Source organism: Psychrobacter sp. CX10 (assembly GCF_057621575.2).
In genome coordinates this window covers 460,589-479,996 of record NZ_CM177736.1, presented here as the reverse complement: position 1 = coordinate 479,996, position 19,408 = coordinate 460,589, and the positions used below count along the sequence as shown (strand labels likewise).

Genomic DNA, 19,408 nt, shown 5'->3' with positions numbered 1-19,408 from the left:
TTTTCAACGCTATTTATTACCTGTTATGAAAGCTTCCAAACCTTTTGATAGTTCTGAATCTACTCAGCAACACTGTATTGGAAAAAACCGTATTAAACGCGACCATTCCCTAGTATATCCCCTACCTACCAAAGTGGGTTTAAGCAAAGCGCTAATGACACTCGGCGTATCAATCATAGCGTCACAAGCTCAAGCTTTAACAACGAATAACTCTACCGAAGACACTTACAGCGTAGATGCTTATATAACAAACCCATATCCAACTGACGCATCCATAGAGACGATGGGTGCGAATACGTACTTTGCAAATTCAAATTTTACCAATAACATACCGACAGTTAACGAAGTTGCGGACAATCTTGAAGCCGGCACTTATCAAACTTTTCCTTTAAATAAAATTGTCGATCCAATCACAGGTGTTTTGATTGATAATACGTATGTCGTTGATGTTCCAGAACGAATTAGTTTGCAAGAAGCACGGCATACTTTGTTACAAGTGTCTCCCAAGCTTGCGAGTAATAATGCGGCGATTGCTGCCAGTGAGCTAAGATCAGATGCCACAAAAGACTTGAACAAACCTTTGGTATTTTTGCGTGCCGGCGCTACTCGCTATAGGGTAGATACAGACGTAAACTTAACAGGCTTTAAGTCCAAGGTCGCTACTGACTTAACGCAATTGGCGCAAAGTGGTGCATTAGGTAACGGCCCAGCACTTTCAAATATAGACTTACCTTTAATAGTTGATAGCGCGATTCCAGATAATTATGAATTAAAACAAGAATCTAGCACAATAGGTGCAGGCGTCGCTATGTTATGGCCTGTTTATACTGCGGGACGTACCGAAGCGATCACCTCGTTAGCAGATGCCCGTACTGATGAAAGTGAAGCGGATGCTCTACTCGATAATGACTCATTGCAAACTACGTTGATTGAACGGTATTTTAAAGCGCAATTAGCCTTAATTGTGTCATATCTTCGTGATGATGCTTTGGACACCGTTGAACAAACCAATCATATGGTACAGCGATTGTACGAAGAAGGGTTCGTCGCACGCGTAGAGCTTTTGGAAGCTCAAACTTCATTAGCTGACGCCCAAAGTGAGTCTATTAAAGCGCGTAACGATGCCCAATTGGCATTAACCGCTTTACAACGTTTGTTAAGAACTCAAAAACCAGTAAAACCGACTACTCCTTTATTTGTCTTATCAAAGCCTCTGCCGTCTTTAAAACATTTTCAGGAATTGGCACTTGCTAATCATCCAGGTCTTAAAAAGGTAGATGCAAAGTACTTGCAAGCGCAGTCATTATACAGCCTATCAGACACAGGCTATAAGCCTACGATTTCTGTATTTGGTTACCATCAGCTTAAAAGTGACCCAAGCTGGATTGCGGGAGTTTCGGCAAGTTGGAAGCTATGGGGCGGGCTTAATAAAGAAGCGCAATTGGCATCGGGTGAAGCATCAATGCGTCAAGCGTTGTTGAGTAAAATTGAGGTTAGTGACAATATATTATTATTGGTAGAAAAAAACTGGCAGTCTTTAGAAAACGCACGTATTCGTTACCAATCTTTAGAGAGCAATGTGCGCTTAGCAAAAGAGTTGCTGCGTCTAAGACGGCTCGGTCTACAAGAAGGGGTAAACACCACACTAGATGTGACTACCGCACAGACAAAATTCTTCAAAGCACGCACCGAGCAAACTGCGGCTGCTTACGATTATGTTCAAGCATTAGCAGCATTAAGTGAAAGTATAGGCTCTCCAGAAATGTTTCATGAATATCAGGCGTCGGCAGACATCAAACTTGCCAGCGTATTTTAAAATTATTAGCGCGTTTTGCTTACTACAATACGGTAAGCTCATTGCACTTAAGTAAGTGAGTCTATAAACAGATTGATAGACACTATAACGTTATATAAAAATTAGTAGCTTACAAAAGTTGTCTAATAGCGGCTATTCAGCATACTTTATAAATCATATTTAGAAATTTATAAATCATATTTAAAACTTTATCGTTAGGATAAATTCATGACATCCTCTAAAAAGCCCAACTCAATCACTATCAGAAACATCGTGATTACTGTCGTCGTCCTTATGGTATTAGGGGCGATTGTTTATGGTTTGATGAAAAGTAAAGCGAGCGCTGCGAAGCCAAGTACAATACAAGGTCAAATGGAGATGCAGTCAACCTACATAGCAGCCAAAGTTCCAGGACGCATCTCAAAAATATACGTCACTGAGGGTGATTACGTCAAACAAGGTCAGCAGTTGATTGAAATGGACTCGCCAGAGATCAACGCCAAAATTCAGCAAGCTTTAGCAGGACGTAAAGCAGCACAAAGTCAACTTGATAAAGCTAAAAATGGTGCTCGCCCTCAAGAAGTCGGTCAAGCCAAAGCCAATTATCAAGCCAATAAAGCGGCGGCAGAATTGGCTGAAAGTACGTATAGACGTATTGAACGCCTATATCAAGAAGGGCTTATGTCACGACAAAAGCGTGATGAAGCTTATACTCAATATCTTGCCAGTAAAGATAAAGCGGCGGCCGCTAGACTACAATTTGAGCTGGCAACAGAAGGCAACCGCTCTGAGGACATACAAGTAGTAGAGGCGCAACTGTCGCAAGTTGAAGGTAAGCTGCAAGAAGCACAAGCGGCGCAAAACGAAGCCAATCTAAAGAGCCCGGTATCTGGTATTGTTGATGACGTAATCATCAACCCAGGTGAGGTGATTGGTCAAGGTGTACCCATAATGACGCTTGTTGAACCTAAAGATCAATGGGCTGTCTTAAATGTCACCGAAAATAACTTAGGTCAGTTTAGTATCGGTACGGAGTTCATTGGTAAATTACCTGCATTGTCCACTGCAGATGACACTTATGAAATGCGGTTTAAAGTATTTAATACAGCGGCAATGTCAGATTTTGCGACATGGCGAGCTACAAATACCGAAGATAACTTTGATGTGAGAACTTTTGAGGTTAAAGCGCGTCCTATCAAACCTGATCCAAAAGTGCGTTCAGGGATGAGCGTGGTGGTCGATCTAAATAATATGGATGAGAATCCAAATAAGGTTAACTAAGATTGCTATAAATAGGCTAGATTATGTCGCAGTCTAAGAGTGATACTCCAAAGTTTGTCTTTGGCAATAAAGATGCCAAAAGCTCATCACTGCTGTCTGTTTTTAAGCGCAGCGCAGGTTATGAAGGTCGGTTCCTCCTTCATAATTCGTGGGACTATGTCATTATGTTTTGGCTACCACTGCTTACCATACTGAGTGTGTGGTGGACTTTTTCAAACCCATATATTGTGAATTTACCGCTTGGCGTCGTTGATAATAGTAATAGCAGCTACTCCAGAACGTTAACGCGTTTTATAGATGCAAGTCCAGATATCAAGGTTGAAGGTTTCTATGCCAGTGCAAAAGAAGCGCAAAAAGCCATCTTAGATCAACAAATATATGGCGTCGTTATTATTCCAGAGAACTTCGCAGATCAAATAAATAATTCAGCTCCAGCGCCTATTATTCTAAAAGTAAATGCCCAATACGGTACGCATTCTGGAATTATTCAAAAAGGGATGCAAACCGTTGTCGGAACATTATCAGCGGGTGTTGAAATTAAGCAAAAGATAAAGCGAGGCAGCTATCCCGATCAGGCATTTATTGATCATTCGCCTATTGCTGTTGAGCGTGTCAGTTTATTTAATATTGGCGCTAACTACCAGCAGTTTTTAGCGTCTACAGTTATTCCTGCTCTGCTCCACATATTGGCCATGATTATTGGCGCAACGACAATTGGGCGTGAGATTAGGGACAAAACCTTCTCACTTTGGTATCACAATATGGTATATCCAGAGATGCCCTATCCAGACTTTCAAACGCTAAAACATATACCTCCTGATAAAAAACTAGCTTACTTGCACTCAAGCCTACACGATAGCTGGCAGTTGCCCATAGACTATCAAAGCCTTAGAACACAAACGTTTACCCCAATTGGTTTCAATAGGTTTAGTTTGATGTCTCCCTTATATCGATATGAAATAAATTTTAATAAAAGCGCCAAACCGCGTATGCCTAACAAGGTGTCGATTTTAGCATTGGTGGTAGGTCTTAATGGTAAGCTTATATGGACGCTACTATTTTATATGCTATGGGGCGCATTAGCCATCTCCCTAGCCGTATGGGTGCATCCAGCAGATTGGTTATCAATTTTTACAGTATTCATCGCCTATGTTGCATTGGTAATGATATCACTGTGGATGGGTGCTATTTTTAGCTTAACGTCTTACTCCTTACGAATGGGGTTGTCGAGTACTGCTTTTGTGTCTGCTCCCGCGTTTGCTTTTGCGGGTGTCACTTTTCCACTATTAGCAATGAGTGATGGGGCGCGACTTTGGGCAAATATTCTTCCTTTAACACATTATTTAAAGGTACATATTGCACAGCTACAAATGCTAGCACCGATTGAGATTTCTATACCAACTGTTATTGGACTAGTTGTTGCTGTGATAGTACTACTCATTATTACTGGGGCGCTTAGTGTTCGTGCATTTAAAAACCCAGAAAAATGGGGAGCGCGCTAATGATTATACCAAAAAATAGACCCGAAGCTCATACACGTGATAAAACTTATATTTATCATAAAACCTTTTTAGAGGGCTTTTTAGGCACGCTTAAAATGATCTTTTCAGATAAAGGGGTTCTCTTGATGCTCATCATAGCCCCTCTACTGTATGGATTTTTTTATCCCTGGCCTTATCGTGGCGAAGTGGTCAATGAGATACCTGCTGGAATTATTGACCAAGATCGTAGTGAGCTTTCCCAAACTATCATTAGGTATAGTGATGCCAGTCCAAATTTATCAATACGGACATATAGCACTCAGCAAGCGGCGGTTAATGCGATGTATCATAATGATATCGCAGGCTACTTAATCATTCCTAATAATCTTGAAAAAGATGTCCTATCGAACAAACCGACCTATGTATCTATAATAGGAAATAACAGTTATTTTCTATTGAATAAACAGTTACAAACTGGATTCACCGCAGCGGTAGGAACCGTTTCTGCAGGTGTAAAAATAAAACGAGATGTGGCACAAGGCGCCTACATTGATATTGCTAAAAATAGTACCCAAGCTGTGCCTCTGCGTATCGATCCCCTTTTTAATCGTTCAGAAGGTTATGGGGCTTACGTTGTTCCAGCAGTAGCCATTTTAATATTGCAGCAAACACTATTAATCGGTACGGCTTTATTAATTGGTACTTGGTATGAAAAAAGACGCCAAAATGCCAGTGCGACGGGTTGGCTTGGGCGCATACTAGCCCTTAGTATGTGTACGTTCATAATGGGCTGCTTTTATTATGGCTGGGTGTTTTCAATACAAAACTATCCTCGAGGTCACAATATGCTAGGTAGTTTATTATTTATGGGTATATATACCGTAACTGTAGCTACTGCTGGCAGCTTATTTGGTATGTGGTTCAAACAGCGTGAACGTAGCATGCAAATTTTGATATTTAGCTCCTTGCCTATGTTCTTTTTGAGTGGTTACCCTTGGCCAGTTAGTCAGCTTCCAGAACCTTTGCAGTATATACGCTGGCTGTTTCCCTCCACCTCAGGTATGAATGCATCGGTACAACTCAATCAGATGGGAGCGTCATTAAGTCAAGTCAGTTATTATTTATACCATCTGGTTGCGCTTGGTCTCATTACCTACATACTGCTCATTTGGGTACAAAATCGTCAATTAAAGCGTGTTCGAAAACTCTGATTTGATACATTTTATCTAAAAATACCCTGAACTTCTGAGTCGCCTTAATTGCGAATCTTATCAGCTTGTCTTACTTATTCATTATTCATTCGTTTATACAATCTTCACTATCTTTTCATTGTTAGCACATATCTCTTCCTCTTAGCTGATTTAACATGCTTGAAAGCATTAATAAATTAGTCAGAATTAAACCAGCAAGAGGAATGTACAATGCAAAAAACACTATTTATAAAATTATCGATTATCGCAGGATTGTGTCTTATCTTTGCGGTCGGATTGACCATGATCCGATCATTGATATTAGAAAGACAGAACTATTCAGAAAGCGTTATAACTGAAATAGCCGAACAACATGTTAACCCCCAACAAGTAATTAATCCTTTTATTGCAGTACCAATTACCATAACGCCACTATGTAATACGAATAACCCAGGCCCCATAATCAACGCAGCACAAAATACTAGTAATGTCGAGACTACCCCTACCTATAAATGCCAGTCTCCTTATACCAGTATCGTGACTTTATTTGCCTCTCAAACTACCGCTAAACAACATCTAGAGGTTAGTACAGATACCTATAAGCGGGGTATATATAACGCCATCAGCTATACAGGCGATTTAAAGTTCAACCAATCTTATGGCCAAAATACTCCAAGCGCATTAGATTCAAACACTTCAAATAAAGCATCTTTGCTACCCTCTCCACAAGATTCAACCTCTAAAAGTAAAGCCATTCATTGGAATCAAGCCAAATTAATCATACCGGTGTCAGATTTGCGCGGTGTAGCGACATTACCAACAGTGACAATTGACGATACTAAAATAAAAGCGACCTACCCACAGTCCAACTTATTAAACAATCTTAACTATGTCGAAGTGGCCCTACCCTCAACGATAACAAACAAGATTAAAAACGGTAATTTAAGCATTATTCCTGATGCCATAATGAATACATATACTGATACTGATACTGATGCTACTAATACTACCTCATTACAAACGCCTCTGGAATCGGGCCGTTTAGCCAACAGGGACAGTAATATTAATCCGACCTTTAAAGTTTCGATTGAATTGCCTTTAGCGGGTATTAGTACATTAAATACCATACCTACGGGAGAAAACTTCGAACTTGCTGTCGTGAGTAACTGGCATTCCCCAAATTTTATCGGACAAGCTTTGCCTAATACAAAAAAGATTTCGAATAACGGCTTTACAGCAAACTGGCAAAATCAATATTTAACTATAGCCAACAATCAACATTTATCGGCTTGTTTTGAAGAGCTGAGCATTAATAGCTGTTATATAAATGTTGACGCACCGCTAAGCTCAATTAAATATAAAGAGGAATTACGCTACACGGATGAAGCAAGTGCAGCTAATCAAAATGATGGCAAACTCATTAACTTGAGCGGGTTTAGCGTTAATTTCGCAGAGCCAAACGACGTGTATTTGCAAACTGAACGTACTATGAAGTATGCATTACTATTGATATTGGTATCTTTTGGCACTTTCTTCTTATTTGAAGTCATCAAATCTAGTCGAATTCATCCCATTCAATACTTACTAGTCGGAAGCGCACTCGTCACTTTTTATGTGTTACTCCTACCTTTAGCTGAGCAAATCGCTTTTTGGATGGCTTATACTGCTGCTGCATCTGCATGTGTGGGATTAATAGGTTGGTATTCTTATTATCTATTAGGTAGCGCAAAACGTGCCTTACTATTCACTGCCATACTTGGAGGTCTGTATGCTGCATTCTACGGCATATTGACGACCAAAGACTTAAATCTCTTACTGGGTGCAGTATTCTGCTTCGTTATACTAGCAAGTGTAATGATCATGACTCGTAAAATTGATTGGTACAAGATTGCCTAACTTATTTTTAATTTAAAGAATAATTCGTTGTGAGCTGTCACTATATATATTTAAACAAAGTGATGGCTCAAACAAGCCTTAAAGATCACTCATTTTATAAAGGAGATATGATGTATATATCTGAACAATTAACTACCCTTTCACAAGTTAAAGAACCCTCTGTTTCATCTAATAACTTAATAAATTTTAATCAAACCAATTCTTATTACTTTATAAAGCCTACAAAATCTCTAATACTCGAGGCAAACAACTGGATTGGTTATAGTCGTAACCAATGTTTAATAACCGCCTCTAATTATGGTGTTAGTACCACCTCTTTTGCACATTACTTGTATTTAGTAGAATTAAATTTACTTTTATCGTTTAAAAAGCAGCATTGTATTTCTGTTGATAAAATCTAACTTAATTGACGACAGTCATCGACTTACATTAAACAAATTTAAATATTAGGGTTTTAAACTATAATTTTAATGCGTAATATATAGAAGCGTTTGCTTAAACAAGTTTGAGTGAATGAGAAAGGTTCGACAATAACAATAATAACTTAATAAATTTAAATGGAGACAAATCTATGATCAAAAATACATTTGTAAAAGCTGCTTTAGGATTAGCAACTATCACTATGATCGGTGCTTGTACAAGTACAGTTCAACATACCCCAAATCATACCACTTCAATGACGAACGATGCTCATCCTGCCTGGTCTTATACAGGTAGTACAGCACCAGATTATTGGGGTGATATACACGGTAATGAGCTATGTAAAGCAGGTGTTGAACAATCACCTATCAATATTACAACTGCCAAGAAATCTGAAATGACAGCGCCAATGTCTAGGTTTGTACCATCAAACATTGAAATTTTGAATAATGGGCATACAGTTGTATATACACCACAAAATAATTTGAATGTTACCGTAATTGATAATGAAAAATATACGCTAAAACAGTTCCACTTTCATACCCCAAGCGAACATCAAATATCTGGATCAAACTACCCAGGCGAATTACATTTTGTACATGCTAATTCTAAAGGTGAGTTAGCAGTATTAGGCGTTATGCTAAACCCTAGTTCTCCTGTTGAAACTACTTTAGGTCAACTATTAATAAATAGTGCCGCAGCCACTGATAAAAACACATTATATTTGCAACAGGGTTTTCAAGTATCATCTCTATTGCCAAATGATGCCTCATATTTTAGCTATCAAGGTTCATTAACTACCCCGCCTTGCTCTGAAAAGGTCAAATGGTTTGTAGCTTCACAACCTATTGCTGTATCGCAAAATGAAATAAGAATGATGAAGAAACTTTATGATGGTAACTATAGACCTGTACAACCTCTTCAAAATCGCGAAGTTAAATTCGTTCAGTAGTTAAATTTAAATAATATTTGATACAAACAAAAGCCCCCTGTACGCAAGTACAGGGGGCTTTTAGGGTATAGGGAGCTGACGATGACCTACTCTCACATGGGCGGACCCACACTACCATTGGCGCAACGATGTTTCACTTCTGAGTTCGAGAAGGGATCAGGTGGTTCCATCGTGCTATTGTCGTCAGCAAAGAGGGTATAGATATGAGTTGTTGTATTGAACCTGAATCAAGTCACTGTATATAAGTGATATAAATAATCAAATATATAAGTAATTATCAGGTGATATCGAAATAATTGGCTGATGTACAACTTTAAAACCACTTGGGTGTTGTATGGTCAAGCCGATCGAGCAATTAGTACAGGTTAGCTACACACATCACTGCGCTTCCACACCCTGCCTATCAACGTTGTAGTCTACAACGACTCTTAAGGGAAATCTAATCTTGAGGTTGGCTTCCCGCTTAGATGCTTTCAGCGGTTATCCAATCCGAACGTAGCTACCGGGCAATGCCATTGGCATGACAACCCGAACACCAGCGGTTCGTCCACTCTGGTCCTCTCGTACTAGGAGCAGATCCTCTCAAATTTCCAACGCCCACGGTAGATAGGGACCGAACTGTCTCACGACGTTCTAAACCCAGCTCGCGTACCTCTTTAAATGGCGAACAGCCATACCCTTAGGACCTGCTTCAGCCCTAGGATGAGATGAGCCGACATCGAGGTGCCAAACACCGCCGTCGATATGAACTCTTGGGCGGTATCAGCCTGTTATCCCCAGAGTACCTTTTATCCGTTGAGCGATGGCCCTTCCATACAGAACCACCGGATCACTAAGACCTACTTTCGTACCTGCTCGACTTGTGGGTCTCGCAGTTAAGCGCGCTTTTGCCTTTATACTCTTTGAACGATTTCCGACCGTTCTGAGCGCACCTTCGTACTCCTCCGTTACTCTTTAGGAGGAGACCGCCCCAGTCAAACTACCCACCATACATTGTCCTCGGTATTGTTATACCTGAGTTAGAACCTCAACATGACCAGGGTGGTATTTCAAGGTTGGCTCCACAAATACTGGCGTATCTGCTTCAAAGCCTCCCACCTATCCTGCACAAGTCAGGTCAAAGTTCAATGTAAAGCTGTAGTAAAGGTTCACGGGGTCTTTCCGTCTAGCCGCGGGTACACAGCATCTTCACTGCGATTTCGATTTCACTGAGTCTCTGCTGGAGACAGCGCTGCCATCATTATGCCATTCGTGCAGGTCGGAACTTACCCGACAAGGAATTTCGCTACCTTAGGACCGTTATAGTTACGGCCGCCGTTTACTGGGGCTTCGATCAAGAGCTTCGCCTTACGGCTTACCCCATCAATTAACCTTCCAGCACCGGGCAGGCATCACACCCTATACGTCCACTTTCGTGTTTGCAGAGTGCTGTGTTTTTAATAAACAGTTGCAGCAGCCTGGTATCTGCGACTGCTAATAGCTTACGGAGCAAGTCCTTCACCATCAGCAGCGTACCTTCTCCCGAAGTTACGGTACCATTTTGCCTAGTTCCTTCAGCAGAGTTCTCTCAAGCGCCTTGGTATTCTCTACCTGATCACCTGTGTCGGTTTAGGGTACGATTCGTTTATGACTAAGTTTAGAAGCTTTTCCTGGAAGCATGGTATAGACCGCTTCGCTGTACAAGTACAGCTTGCTATCAGATCTCAGCATTAATAGCCCGGATTTACCTAAGCCATCTGCCTACATCCTTTCACCTGGACAACCATCGCCAGGCCGGTATAACCTTCTCCGTCCCTCCATCACATCATAAACAAGTATCGGAATATTAACCGATTTCCCATCGACTACGCCTTTCGGCCTCGCCTTAGGGGTCGACTCACCCAGCCCCGATTAACGTTGGACTGGAACCCTTGATCTTCCGGCGTGGATGCTTTTCACACCCATTATCGTTACTCACGTCAGCATTCGCTCTTGTGATACCTCCAGCATGCCTTACAACACACCTTCTCAGGCTTACACAACGCTCCCCTACCACTTGAAACAATTTTCAAATCCGCAGCTTCGGCTCCTAGTTTGAGCCCCGTTACATCTTCCGCGCGGGCCGACTCGACTAGTGAGCTATTACGCTTTCTTTAAAGGATGGCTGCTTCTAAGCCAACCTCCTAGCTGTCTATGCCTTCCCACTTCGTTTCCCACTTAACTAGGAATTTGGGGCCTTAGCTGGCGGTCTGGGTTGTTTCCCTCTCCACGATGGACGTTAGCACCCACCGTGTGTCTCCCGGATATCACTCATCGGTATTCGGAGTTTGCATCGGTTTGGTAAGTCGGTATGACCCCCTAGCCGAAACAGTGCTCTACCCCCAATGGTGTTCGTCCGAGGCGCTACCTAAATAGCTTTCGGGGAGAACCAGCTATCACCGAGTTTGATTAGCCTTTCACCCCTATCCACAAGTCATCCCCTGGCTTTTCAACGACAGTGGGTTCGGTCCTCCGGTGCCTGTTACGGCACTTTCAACCTGCTCATGGATAGATCACTCGGTTTCGGGTCTATACCCCGCAACTAAACGCCCTATTAAGACTCGGTTTCCCTACGGCTCCCCTAATGGTTAACCTCGCTACAGAATATAAGTCGCTGACCCATTATACAAAAGGTACGCGGTCACCCCACAAGGAGGCTCCCACTGCTTGTACGCACACGGTTTCAGGTTCTATTTCACTCCCCTCACAGGGGTTCTTTTCGCCTTTCCCTCACGGTACTGGTTCACTATCGGTCAGTCAGGAGTATTTAGCCTTGGAGGATGGTCCCCCCATCTTCATACAGGATTTCTCGTGTCCCGCACTACTTAATATGCTTCATCTAGAATTTCGACTACGGGACTATCACCCACTATGGTCAGATTTCCCACTCTGTTCGTCTATTCTAAAATCCGTCGGCTCCTCCCCGTTCGCTCGCCGCTACTAGGGGAATCTCTTTTGATGTCTTTTCCTAAGGGTACTGAGATGTTTCACTTCCCCTCGTTCGCCTACCAGTAAACTGGTATACCTAGCTTACGCTAAGTGGGTTTCCCCATTCAGAAATCTCCGGATCACAGGATATTGCCGCCTCCCCGAAGCTTATCGCAGGCTGTCACGTCTTTCTTCGCCTCTGACTGCCAAGGCATCCACCATGTGCGCTTAATTACTTGACCATACAACCCCAAGTAGACTTGAGGTATAAGCTATGTTCTATTATTGGTTAAAGACAACCTCGAAGTAATCCGAGGTGTTTTAACCAATTCATAAATCATGAACTTACAAAGTATGAATTAGCAATTATAACGATATCACCTTGATAATTTACGCTTGATTCAGTTCTCTTATTACTTTTTATAACCAACCTCTTGGGATAACAACTGATGTCGTTAAAAGGTCGGTTATATGGATAAACAATGGCTCAGTGAATGATTCATCGTCTATCCGAATATTACAACTCATATCTATGTTTTTAAATAGTAATAACGTCTTCATCAGATCGTTATGTTGTTTCTGTATAAAACAGAAGTAAGAAATCGTTTTACTGATTGCTTACTTCTATTTTATCTTCTTACTATCTCTACTACGTAATGGTGGAGCCAAGGAGAGTCGAACTCCTGACCTCCTGCGTGCAAGGCAGGCGCTCTACCAACTGAGCTATGGCCCCTGAGAAGCGTGTAAAAAAAGCACCGCTTTTTTAGCTTCGCAAGAGAAATTTCCTTAAAGGGAAATTTCTAGAAGCCTTGTACTTTCCAAGATCTCATATGGTGGGTCTGATAAGACTTGAACTTATGACCCCCGCGTTATCAACACGGTGCTCTAACCAGCTGAGCTACAGACCCTGAGAAGCGTTAAAAAATTGCATTGCAATTTTAGCTTCGCAAGGAAAATCCTTTAAATAGGATTTTCAAAAAGCTATGCTATCGCACAATCTTCTAAAGCTTATTAAAGCTTTTGACTAAAACTAAAGAACAACTTGTTGTGAATTCTTGCTGACCGAATGCCGTTTATAAGGAGGTGATCCAGCCGCAGGTTCCCCTACGGCTACCTTGTTACGACTTCACCCCAGTCATCGACCACACCGTGGTGAGCGCCATCCTAAAAGGTTAGGCTACCCACTTCTGGTGCAATCAACTCCCATGGTGTGACGGGCGGTGTGTACAAGGCCCGGGAACGTATTCACCGCGGCATTCTGATCCGCGATTACTAGCGATTCCGACTTCATGGAGTCGAGTTGCAGACTCCAATCTGGACTACGATAGGCTTTTTGAGATTCGCATCACATCGCTGTGTAGCTGCCCTCTGTACCTACCATTGTAGCACGTGTGTAGCCCTGGTCGTAAGGGCCATGATGACTTGACGTCGTCCCCGCCTTCCTCCAGTTTGTCACTGGCAGTATCCTTAGAGTCCCCGGCCAAACCGCTGGTAACTAAGGAAAAGGGTTGCGCTCGTTGCGGGACTTAACCCAACATCTCACGACACGAGCTGACGACAGCCATGCAGCACCTGTATTCTAATTCCCGAAGGCACTCTCGTATCTCTACAAGATTCTAGATATGTCAAGACCAGGTAAGGTTCTTCGCGTTGCATCGAATTAAACCACATGCTCCACCGCTTGTGCGGGCCCCCGTCAATTCATTTGAGTTTTAACCTTGCGGCCGTACTCCCCAGGCGGTCTACTTAGTGCGTTAGCTGCGTCACTAAGGGATCAAGTCCCCCAACGACTAGTAGACATCGTTTACGGCGTGGACTACCAGGGTATCTAATCCTGTTTGCTACCCACGCTTTCGAACCTCAGTGTCAGTATGATGCCAGGAGGCTGCCTTCGCCATCGGTATTCCTTCAGATCTCTACGCATTTCACCGCTACACCTGAAATTCTACCTCCCTCTCACCTACTCTAGCCTAACAGTATCAGATGCAGTTCCCAGGTTAAGCCCGGGGATTTCACATCTGACTTATTAAGCCACCTACGCTCGCTTTACGCCCAGTAATTCCGATTAACGCTTGCACCCTCTGTATTACCGCGGCTGCTGGCACAGAGTTAGCCGGTGCTTATTCTGCAGCTAATGTCATCGCTTATGGGTATTAACCATAAGGTCTTCTTCACTGCTTAAAGTGCTTTACAACCAAAAGGCCTTCTTCACACACGCGGCATGGCTGGATCAGGGTTGCCCCCATTGTCCAATATTCCCCACTGCTGCCTCCCGTAGGAGTCCGGGCCGTGTCTCAGTCCCGGTGTGGCTGATCATCCTCTCAGACCAGCTACAGATCGTCGCCTTGGTAGGCCTTTACCCCACCAACTAGCTAATCCGACTTAGGCTCATCCAATAGCGAGAGCGCAAGCGCCCCCTTTTCCCCGTAGGGTGTATGCGGTATTAATACGAGTTTCCCCGTGCTATCCCCCACTACTGGGCAGATTCCTAAGTATTACTCACCCGTCCGCCGCTCGACGCCTGATAGCAAGCTATCATCGTTTCCGCTCGACTTGCATGTGTTAAGCCTGCCGCCAGCGTTCAATCTGAGCCATGATCAAACTCTTCAGTTTAATCTTGCTTGTAACCTTTCACTTAATTAAAAGTAAGATAGATTACTAATCTTGGCTCATTTAATACTAGCAAATTGCTTTTCGTATGTTTCATATAATGAATTAACTTCGAGTTTTTCTGCTGTATTAAATGATAATTTTTTATAGTTAGTCATTATCCATACCTATTAATAGATACAAACAATCCCAACTTCATTTTTAGCATTCTTAATCAGCAAAAATCCACACAAGTTGTTCTTTAGTTCTAGCTTTTAAATAATGACTAGCTTGTCGTCCAAGACTAGTGTATTTCTTGCTTAACACCTCTGAGATCATCTCTCTTCGTGCCGAGCAGGCTGACTATTCTATCACCATTTTTCGGTGTGTCAACTTTTTATTTCTTTTAATTTTCTCAGGGTTTTCACTTTAAAAACTCTCGTTTTTTTAAGTGCGTCCTAATGAGCTGCGTATTATAGGCGTTTTATTTTTTGAGTCAACTAGTTTTTACTTTTTAATCGTTTCATTCTAAGAGTTAGAGTTTTATAAGTATTTAATATATATGAATTAACTTATATACATTTTCTGACTTATACAACCAGTACAAATCTATACGTTGTATGGAGTAGCTATTATATTATGTATGCTTAACCGAAGCTTTAATAGTGGACACGATTCCAGATAATGCATAGATAATACCAATTGCCAAAATTCCAAGAGGAATATCAGATAGCACAATCGCCATGATTAGCACTCCAATAATTAACGCGACAAAAGGTACTTTCTTTTTATCGAATTCTTTAAAACTGTAGTATTTGAGATTGCTTACCATCAACAATCCGCAAATCGCTACCCAAGCTGCACACAAATACATAATTTGAGTGTCGTAGATGCCTACCCAGCTATTATGATCAATAGCCACCATGACTGAACTTGTAACAAGAATTGCAGCTAAAGGACTTGCCAAACCAACAAAAAACTTTTTATCCACTTCACCAATTTGCACATTAAAACGCGCTAAACGAAAAGCTGCACAGGCTGTAAATATAAACGCACATCCGATACCTATCCTTCCTAATGGCTGTAAAGCGAAACTATAGATAAGAATTGCAGGCGCCACACCAAAGGCTAACATATCCGCTAATGAATCGTACTGCTCTCCAAAAGGGCTTTGTGCATTAAGCATACGGGCGACTCGACCATCAGCCCCATCTAATATGCCTGATAGAAAAATAGCCAACGAAGCTTTATAAAACTCGCCTTGCATACTCGATAATATAGAGAAGAATCCAGATAACAACGACAAGGTAGTAATTAAGTTTGGGGCTAAATAAACACCACGGCTGACCACAGGATTACCGTCTGCTACTTCTTGCTCAATAACTTCAAACGTTAAAGCATCGAAACCTTCACCAATTAAATCATTCGGATTTACAGATGATGGTAAATCAGACGTTTGGCTTTCGGTATGTGAGTGATGTGGGTTCTTCATACTAAGTCCTTTATTGATAAATAACCAAAGTACTCACTTTGAATTAATTTATAATAATGTAAGCAGCTACTATTTATCTATTGTCTATTCAACTAACGACTACTCGTTACTCACCAACTAGCCAGCGAACATTGACAGCTTGGCTTTTAGGCAATTCTGGTGCATCCTCAGGGCGCATCAGTGGCTGAATGAAGTTTAAAATCTCGCGTGCATGTTTTTCAAACTGCCAAGGTGGATTAATAATTAACATACCCGTACCGTTAAGGCCAGCAGCAACATCATTGGGATAAATATTCAATTCACATAAAAGCTGTCTACGTATATCTGTACGCTTCATTTTTTTATAAAATAGTTCTACAGCATCAATATTTTTAATCGGAAACCATAACGCATACACACCTTGCTGCCATTTTTGCATTGAGAAGGTCAATAGATCAATCAGCTGAGAGAAATCTTTATGCTCTTGTTCATAGGGAGGATCTATTAAAATAAGACCTCGACGCTCCTCTGGCGGTATTACTGCTGGTATACCTTCAAATGCATTACGATTGTGGATACCTATGGGCAGCTGATAAAGCTGATAATTAAGCGCATCATATTCTGAATTCTTGTATTCAAAAGCTTCAGCTCTAATCTTAAGGTCTGGATTTTTTTCAACATGATGGGCTATCCACCAAGGTGACCCTGGATACACATGCTTGTCATAGGTTTGACGAGCTTGATGGATATCATCAATATATTGACGTACTGCATCTGGCGCATCAGCCAAATCTGCGCCAAGAATTCTTTGGACACCAGACTTAGCTTCTTCTGTTTTTCGTGCTTCATCACTACTTAAAGAATAAAGACCTCGCCCACCGTAAGCGTCTAAGGCATAAAAAGGCTTGCCTTTCTTACTCAATTGATTAAGTAGTTGAATAAGTAGGATATGTTTTGCGACATCGGCAAAATTGCCGGCGTGATAAGCGTGTTGGTAGTTCATAAGATTGCTTGTATTATAAAGAATGTTTGGGTATCTAAATTTCGTTATATGGTAGCATAAGCGGTTATAAAATAAGTATATTAAAAGTTAATACTATTATTTTTAGGGTATCGGTTCATGACTACAGTCGGTAAGACGCTTATTGATAGTAACATAGCGCCCATTGATAAGGGATTGCAAGACCCCATTACTGTCGCTATTCCACCGCCTTTAACCCCTGAGGAGGTTGACACCTCAAGAGAAACAGCTGAATATATTATGCAAGTGCTAACCACTGAGGATAGTGTAGTAGATTTGGGCGTCATTGACTTATCATTGACCCAGCAAGCATTGTCACAATCTGACTTTGAGGCTAACTGGGCGCAGCGTCTAACAGACGACATTATAGATAGCTTTGTCGGTTCCGGTTTTATTGTGCTGGATGAAGTGTACTCGACTAAAGCCCTGTTAGCGCTGCAAACAGAAAGCGGCTTTGTTGATTATCGAGAGGCGTTACTTACTGAGGGCATACGTAAAACAGATATCCGTGGTGACCGTATACGCTGGATTACCAAAAACTTTTATGCCGGTTTTTATTATTTACAAAGCATCAATGAATTGGCGCAACTGTTTAATCGCACCTTATTCGCTGGTATCCGCCACAGTGAAGCACACTATGCTTGCTATCCTGCTGGTTTTGGTTATAAATGGCATGCTGATAATCCTGCTGGGCGTGATGAGCGGGTCATTTCTGCGGTATTTTATTTAAATGATGAGTGGCGTGAGGTGGATGGCGGTCAGCTGTCTATTATCGACTCGAACAACCAGCAGCATCAGTTGTTGCCTAAAGCCAACCGTTTGGTTATCTTTGATAGCGATCTGCAACATCAAGTCGAAATTGCTCATCGCCAGCGCTACTCTATTGCCACTTGGCTACGCCGTGATGACGCATTAATCGTTGCAGAGCCTTTATAAGGCTATTATTTTTCAACCTTAATGTCTACTAATAATGAATTCTATACAGCCTTTAAACTTTAAGAACTCACAACGACAACCTATACTCTGACAGCCTATTGCTATCAGTATTTATATTTTATACCTTTAAGGGAAATTATGAGCGCTAAAGACACTATTGACCAATCAACCCATCAACAACAAACCTTAGCATTAAGTATTGAGCTCATGCGCCGCGACTCTGTTACCCCTGATGATAAAGGCGCTCAGGATGTGTTGGTAGAGCGATTAAGCCCATTAGGATTTAACAGCGAATTTATGTACTTTGGTGATAAGCAAGCTACAGGTCTTAATGCCGAGGTCAAAAACCTATGGACAAGACGTGGTAACCAGGACCCTGTGGTTTGTTTTGCCGGTCATACTGACGTCGTGCCCACAGGCAACCCTGATAACTGGAAAATACCACCTTTTGAACCAACCGTTAAAGAGGGCTATCTTTGGGGTCGTGGTGCCGCTGATATGAAAACAGGTATCGCTGCTTTTACCATTGCCGCTGAAAACTTTGTCAAAAATCACCCTGACCATAACGGCTCGATTGCGATGTTAATCACCTCAGATGAGGAAGGCCCTTCTATAAACGGTACGGTAAAGGTGATGGAGGCGCTAGAAGCACGTAATGAAAAAATCACTTATTGTCTTGTCGGCGAGCCATCGAGTACGGACACGCTTGGTGATATTATTAAAAACGGTCGCCGTGGTTCGTTGGGCGGTATTTTGACTGTAACAGGTAAGCAAGGTCATGTCGCCTATCCGCATCTGGCAGTTAACCCCATTCACGCCCTTTTGCCAGCACTGACCGAGTTTGAAAATGCCGTGTGGGATAAGGGCAACGACCACTTCCCTGCCACGACCATGCAAATTTCTAACATTAATGGCGGTACAGGTGCTAATAATGTCATTCCAGAAACAGTTGACGTGGTGTTTAATTTTAGGTTCTCAACAGAGACGACAGAACATGAGCTTCGTGCCAAAACACATGCCATCTTTGACAAGCACTTTAATAACAGTGACGCCACCTACGACATTCAGTGGAAGCTATCAGGCAATCCCTTTTTAACTGCTGAGGGTAAATTAGTGGATGCGTGTAAAGTCGCTATAAAAGAAGTCACTGGTACCGATACCCAGCTATCAACATCTGGCGGTACCTCTGACGGCCGTTTTATTGCCCCAACCGGTGCGCAAGTAGTGGAGCTTGGTGTGCGTAACGCCACCATTCATCAGGTCGATGAGAAAGTTGAAGTAGACGATCTGGGTAAATTGGCGCAGATTTATGAGCGAATGTTAGAGGAGTTGCTGTTGGGTTAAGTTGAATATGTGTCAACTACTTCGATTAACCAACCCTAACCCCTGCTCGTCATTTGCACATGGAAAATGAGCTAAAACAGCTAACT

At 42.0% G+C, this 19,408-nt stretch carries 10 protein-coding genes, 2 tRNA genes and 3 rRNA genes; 8 read left to right on the top strand and 7 right to left on the bottom strand.

Annotated features, from left to right (window positions below; genetic code table 11):
- The first annotated feature begins 25 nt into the window (after positions 1 to 25).
- The 6 genes from AC21OH_RS01920 (at position 26) to AC21OH_RS01895 (ending at position 9,015) form a co-directional block, all read left to right on the top strand.
- Positions 26 to 1,816, top strand: coding sequence for a TolC family protein (locus tag AC21OH_RS01920; RefSeq protein WP_487371430.1), 1,791 nt, complete (start codon positions 26 to 28; stop codon positions 1,814 to 1,816).
- A gap of 207 nt (positions 1,817 to 2,023) precedes the next feature.
- The gene (locus AC21OH_RS01915) at positions 2,024 to 3,076 is read left to right on the top strand and encodes an HlyD family secretion protein (RefSeq protein WP_487371431.1); all 1,053 of its coding nucleotides are present in this window, start codon (positions 2,024 to 2,026) and stop codon (positions 3,074 to 3,076) included.
- A 23-nt stretch (positions 3,077 to 3,099) separates the two neighbouring features.
- Entirely contained in the window at positions 3,100 to 4,578 is a 1,479-nt protein-coding gene (locus AC21OH_RS01910; RefSeq protein WP_487371432.1) for an ABC transporter permease, read from the top strand.
- On the top strand, positions 4,578 to 5,768 hold the full coding sequence (locus AC21OH_RS01905; protein WP_487371433.1) for an ABC transporter permease: 1,191 nt from the start codon (positions 4,578 to 4,580) through the stop codon (positions 5,766 to 5,768). The genes AC21OH_RS01910 and AC21OH_RS01905 overlap by 1 nt, the downstream gene beginning before the upstream one ends.
- Before the next feature lie 210 nt (positions 5,769 to 5,978).
- A complete protein-coding gene (creD, locus tag AC21OH_RS01900; RefSeq protein ID WP_487371434.1) occupies positions 5,979 to 7,643 on the top strand; it encodes a cell envelope integrity protein CreD in 1,665 nt (554 codons plus the stop codon).
- Between the two features lie 571 nt (positions 7,644 to 8,214).
- On the top strand, positions 8,215 to 9,015 hold the full coding sequence (locus AC21OH_RS01895) for a carbonic anhydrase (RefSeq protein ID WP_487371435.1): 801 nt from the start codon (positions 8,215 to 8,217) through the stop codon (positions 9,013 to 9,015).
- Positions 9,016 to 9,088: 73 nt separating this feature from the next.
- On the opposite strand, the gene rrf is transcribed toward AC21OH_RS01895, so the two are convergent.
- The 7 genes from rrf to AC21OH_RS01860 form a co-directional block, all read right to left on the bottom strand.
- Positions 9,089 to 9,203 (bottom strand): 5S ribosomal RNA (rrf, locus tag AC21OH_RS01890).
- A 146-nt stretch (positions 9,204 to 9,349) separates the two neighbouring features.
- Positions 9,350 to 12,203: ribosomal RNA gene (locus AC21OH_RS01885) — 23S ribosomal RNA — on the bottom strand.
- Between the two features lie 415 nt (positions 12,204 to 12,618).
- Positions 12,619 to 12,694, bottom strand: a tRNA-Ala gene (locus AC21OH_RS01880).
- Between the two features lie 98 nt (positions 12,695 to 12,792).
- Positions 12,793 to 12,869, bottom strand: a tRNA-Ile gene (locus AC21OH_RS01875).
- A 168-nt stretch (positions 12,870 to 13,037) separates the two neighbouring features.
- Positions 13,038 to 14,574, bottom strand: a 16S ribosomal RNA gene (locus AC21OH_RS01870).
- Together the 16S, 23S and 5S rRNA genes with 2 tRNA genes alongside form the textbook arrangement of a ribosomal RNA operon.
- A 613-nt stretch (positions 14,575 to 15,187) precedes the next feature.
- Positions 15,188 to 16,042: a CDP-diacylglycerol--serine O-phosphatidyltransferase gene (gene pssA, locus AC21OH_RS01865; RefSeq protein ID WP_487371507.1), complete on the bottom strand. Its 855-nt coding sequence runs from the start codon at positions 16,040 to 16,042 to the stop codon at positions 15,188 to 15,190.
- A 106-nt stretch (positions 16,043 to 16,148) separates the two neighbouring features.
- Positions 16,149 to 17,024 (bottom strand): 23S rRNA (adenine(2030)-N(6))-methyltransferase RlmJ, encoded by an 876-nt coding sequence (locus AC21OH_RS01860; RefSeq protein ID WP_487371508.1) that lies wholly within the window; start codon positions 17,022 to 17,024, stop codon positions 16,149 to 16,151.
- Between the two features lie 117 nt (positions 17,025 to 17,141).
- Between AC21OH_RS01860 and AC21OH_RS01855 the strand changes: the two genes are divergently transcribed.
- On the top strand, positions 17,142 to 17,978 hold the full coding sequence (locus AC21OH_RS01855; protein ID WP_487371509.1) for a 2OG-Fe(II) oxygenase: 837 nt from the start codon (positions 17,142 to 17,144) through the stop codon (positions 17,976 to 17,978).
- 138 nt (positions 17,979 to 18,116) lie between these two features.
- Positions 18,117 to 19,322 (top strand): succinyl-diaminopimelate desuccinylase, encoded by a 1,206-nt coding sequence (gene dapE / locus AC21OH_RS01850; RefSeq protein ID WP_487371510.1) that lies wholly within the window; start codon positions 18,117 to 18,119, stop codon positions 19,320 to 19,322.
- The last annotated feature ends 86 nt before the right edge of the window (positions 19,323 to 19,408 follow it).

Coding starts and splice junctions, on each gene's coding strand:
- AC21OH_RS01920 (WP_487371430.1), top strand. CDS start 26: ATGAAAGCTTCCAAACCTTTTGATAGTTCTGAATCTACTCAGCAACAC.
- AC21OH_RS01915 (WP_487371431.1), top strand. CDS start 2,024: ATGACATCCTCTAAAAAGCCCAACTCAATCACTATCAGAAACATCGTG.
- AC21OH_RS01910 (WP_487371432.1), top strand. CDS start 3,100: ATGTCGCAGTCTAAGAGTGATACTCCAAAGTTTGTCTTTGGCAATAAA.
- AC21OH_RS01905 (WP_487371433.1), top strand. CDS start 4,578: ATGATTATACCAAAAAATAGACCCGAAGCTCATACACGTGATAAAACT.
- creD (WP_487371434.1), top strand. CDS start 5,979: ATGCAAAAAACACTATTTATAAAATTATCGATTATCGCAGGATTGTGT.
- AC21OH_RS01895 (WP_487371435.1), top strand. CDS start 8,215: ATGATCAAAAATACATTTGTAAAAGCTGCTTTAGGATTAGCAACTATC.
- pssA (WP_487371507.1), bottom strand. CDS start 16,042: ATGAAGAACCCACATCACTCACATACCGAAAGCCAAACGTCTGATTTA.
- AC21OH_RS01860 (WP_487371508.1), bottom strand. CDS start 17,024: ATGAACTACCAACACGCTTATCACGCCGGCAATTTTGCCGATGTCGCA.
- AC21OH_RS01855 (WP_487371509.1), top strand. CDS start 17,142: ATGACTACAGTCGGTAAGACGCTTATTGATAGTAACATAGCGCCCATT.
- dapE (WP_487371510.1), top strand. CDS start 18,117: ATGAGCGCTAAAGACACTATTGACCAATCAACCCATCAACAACAAACC.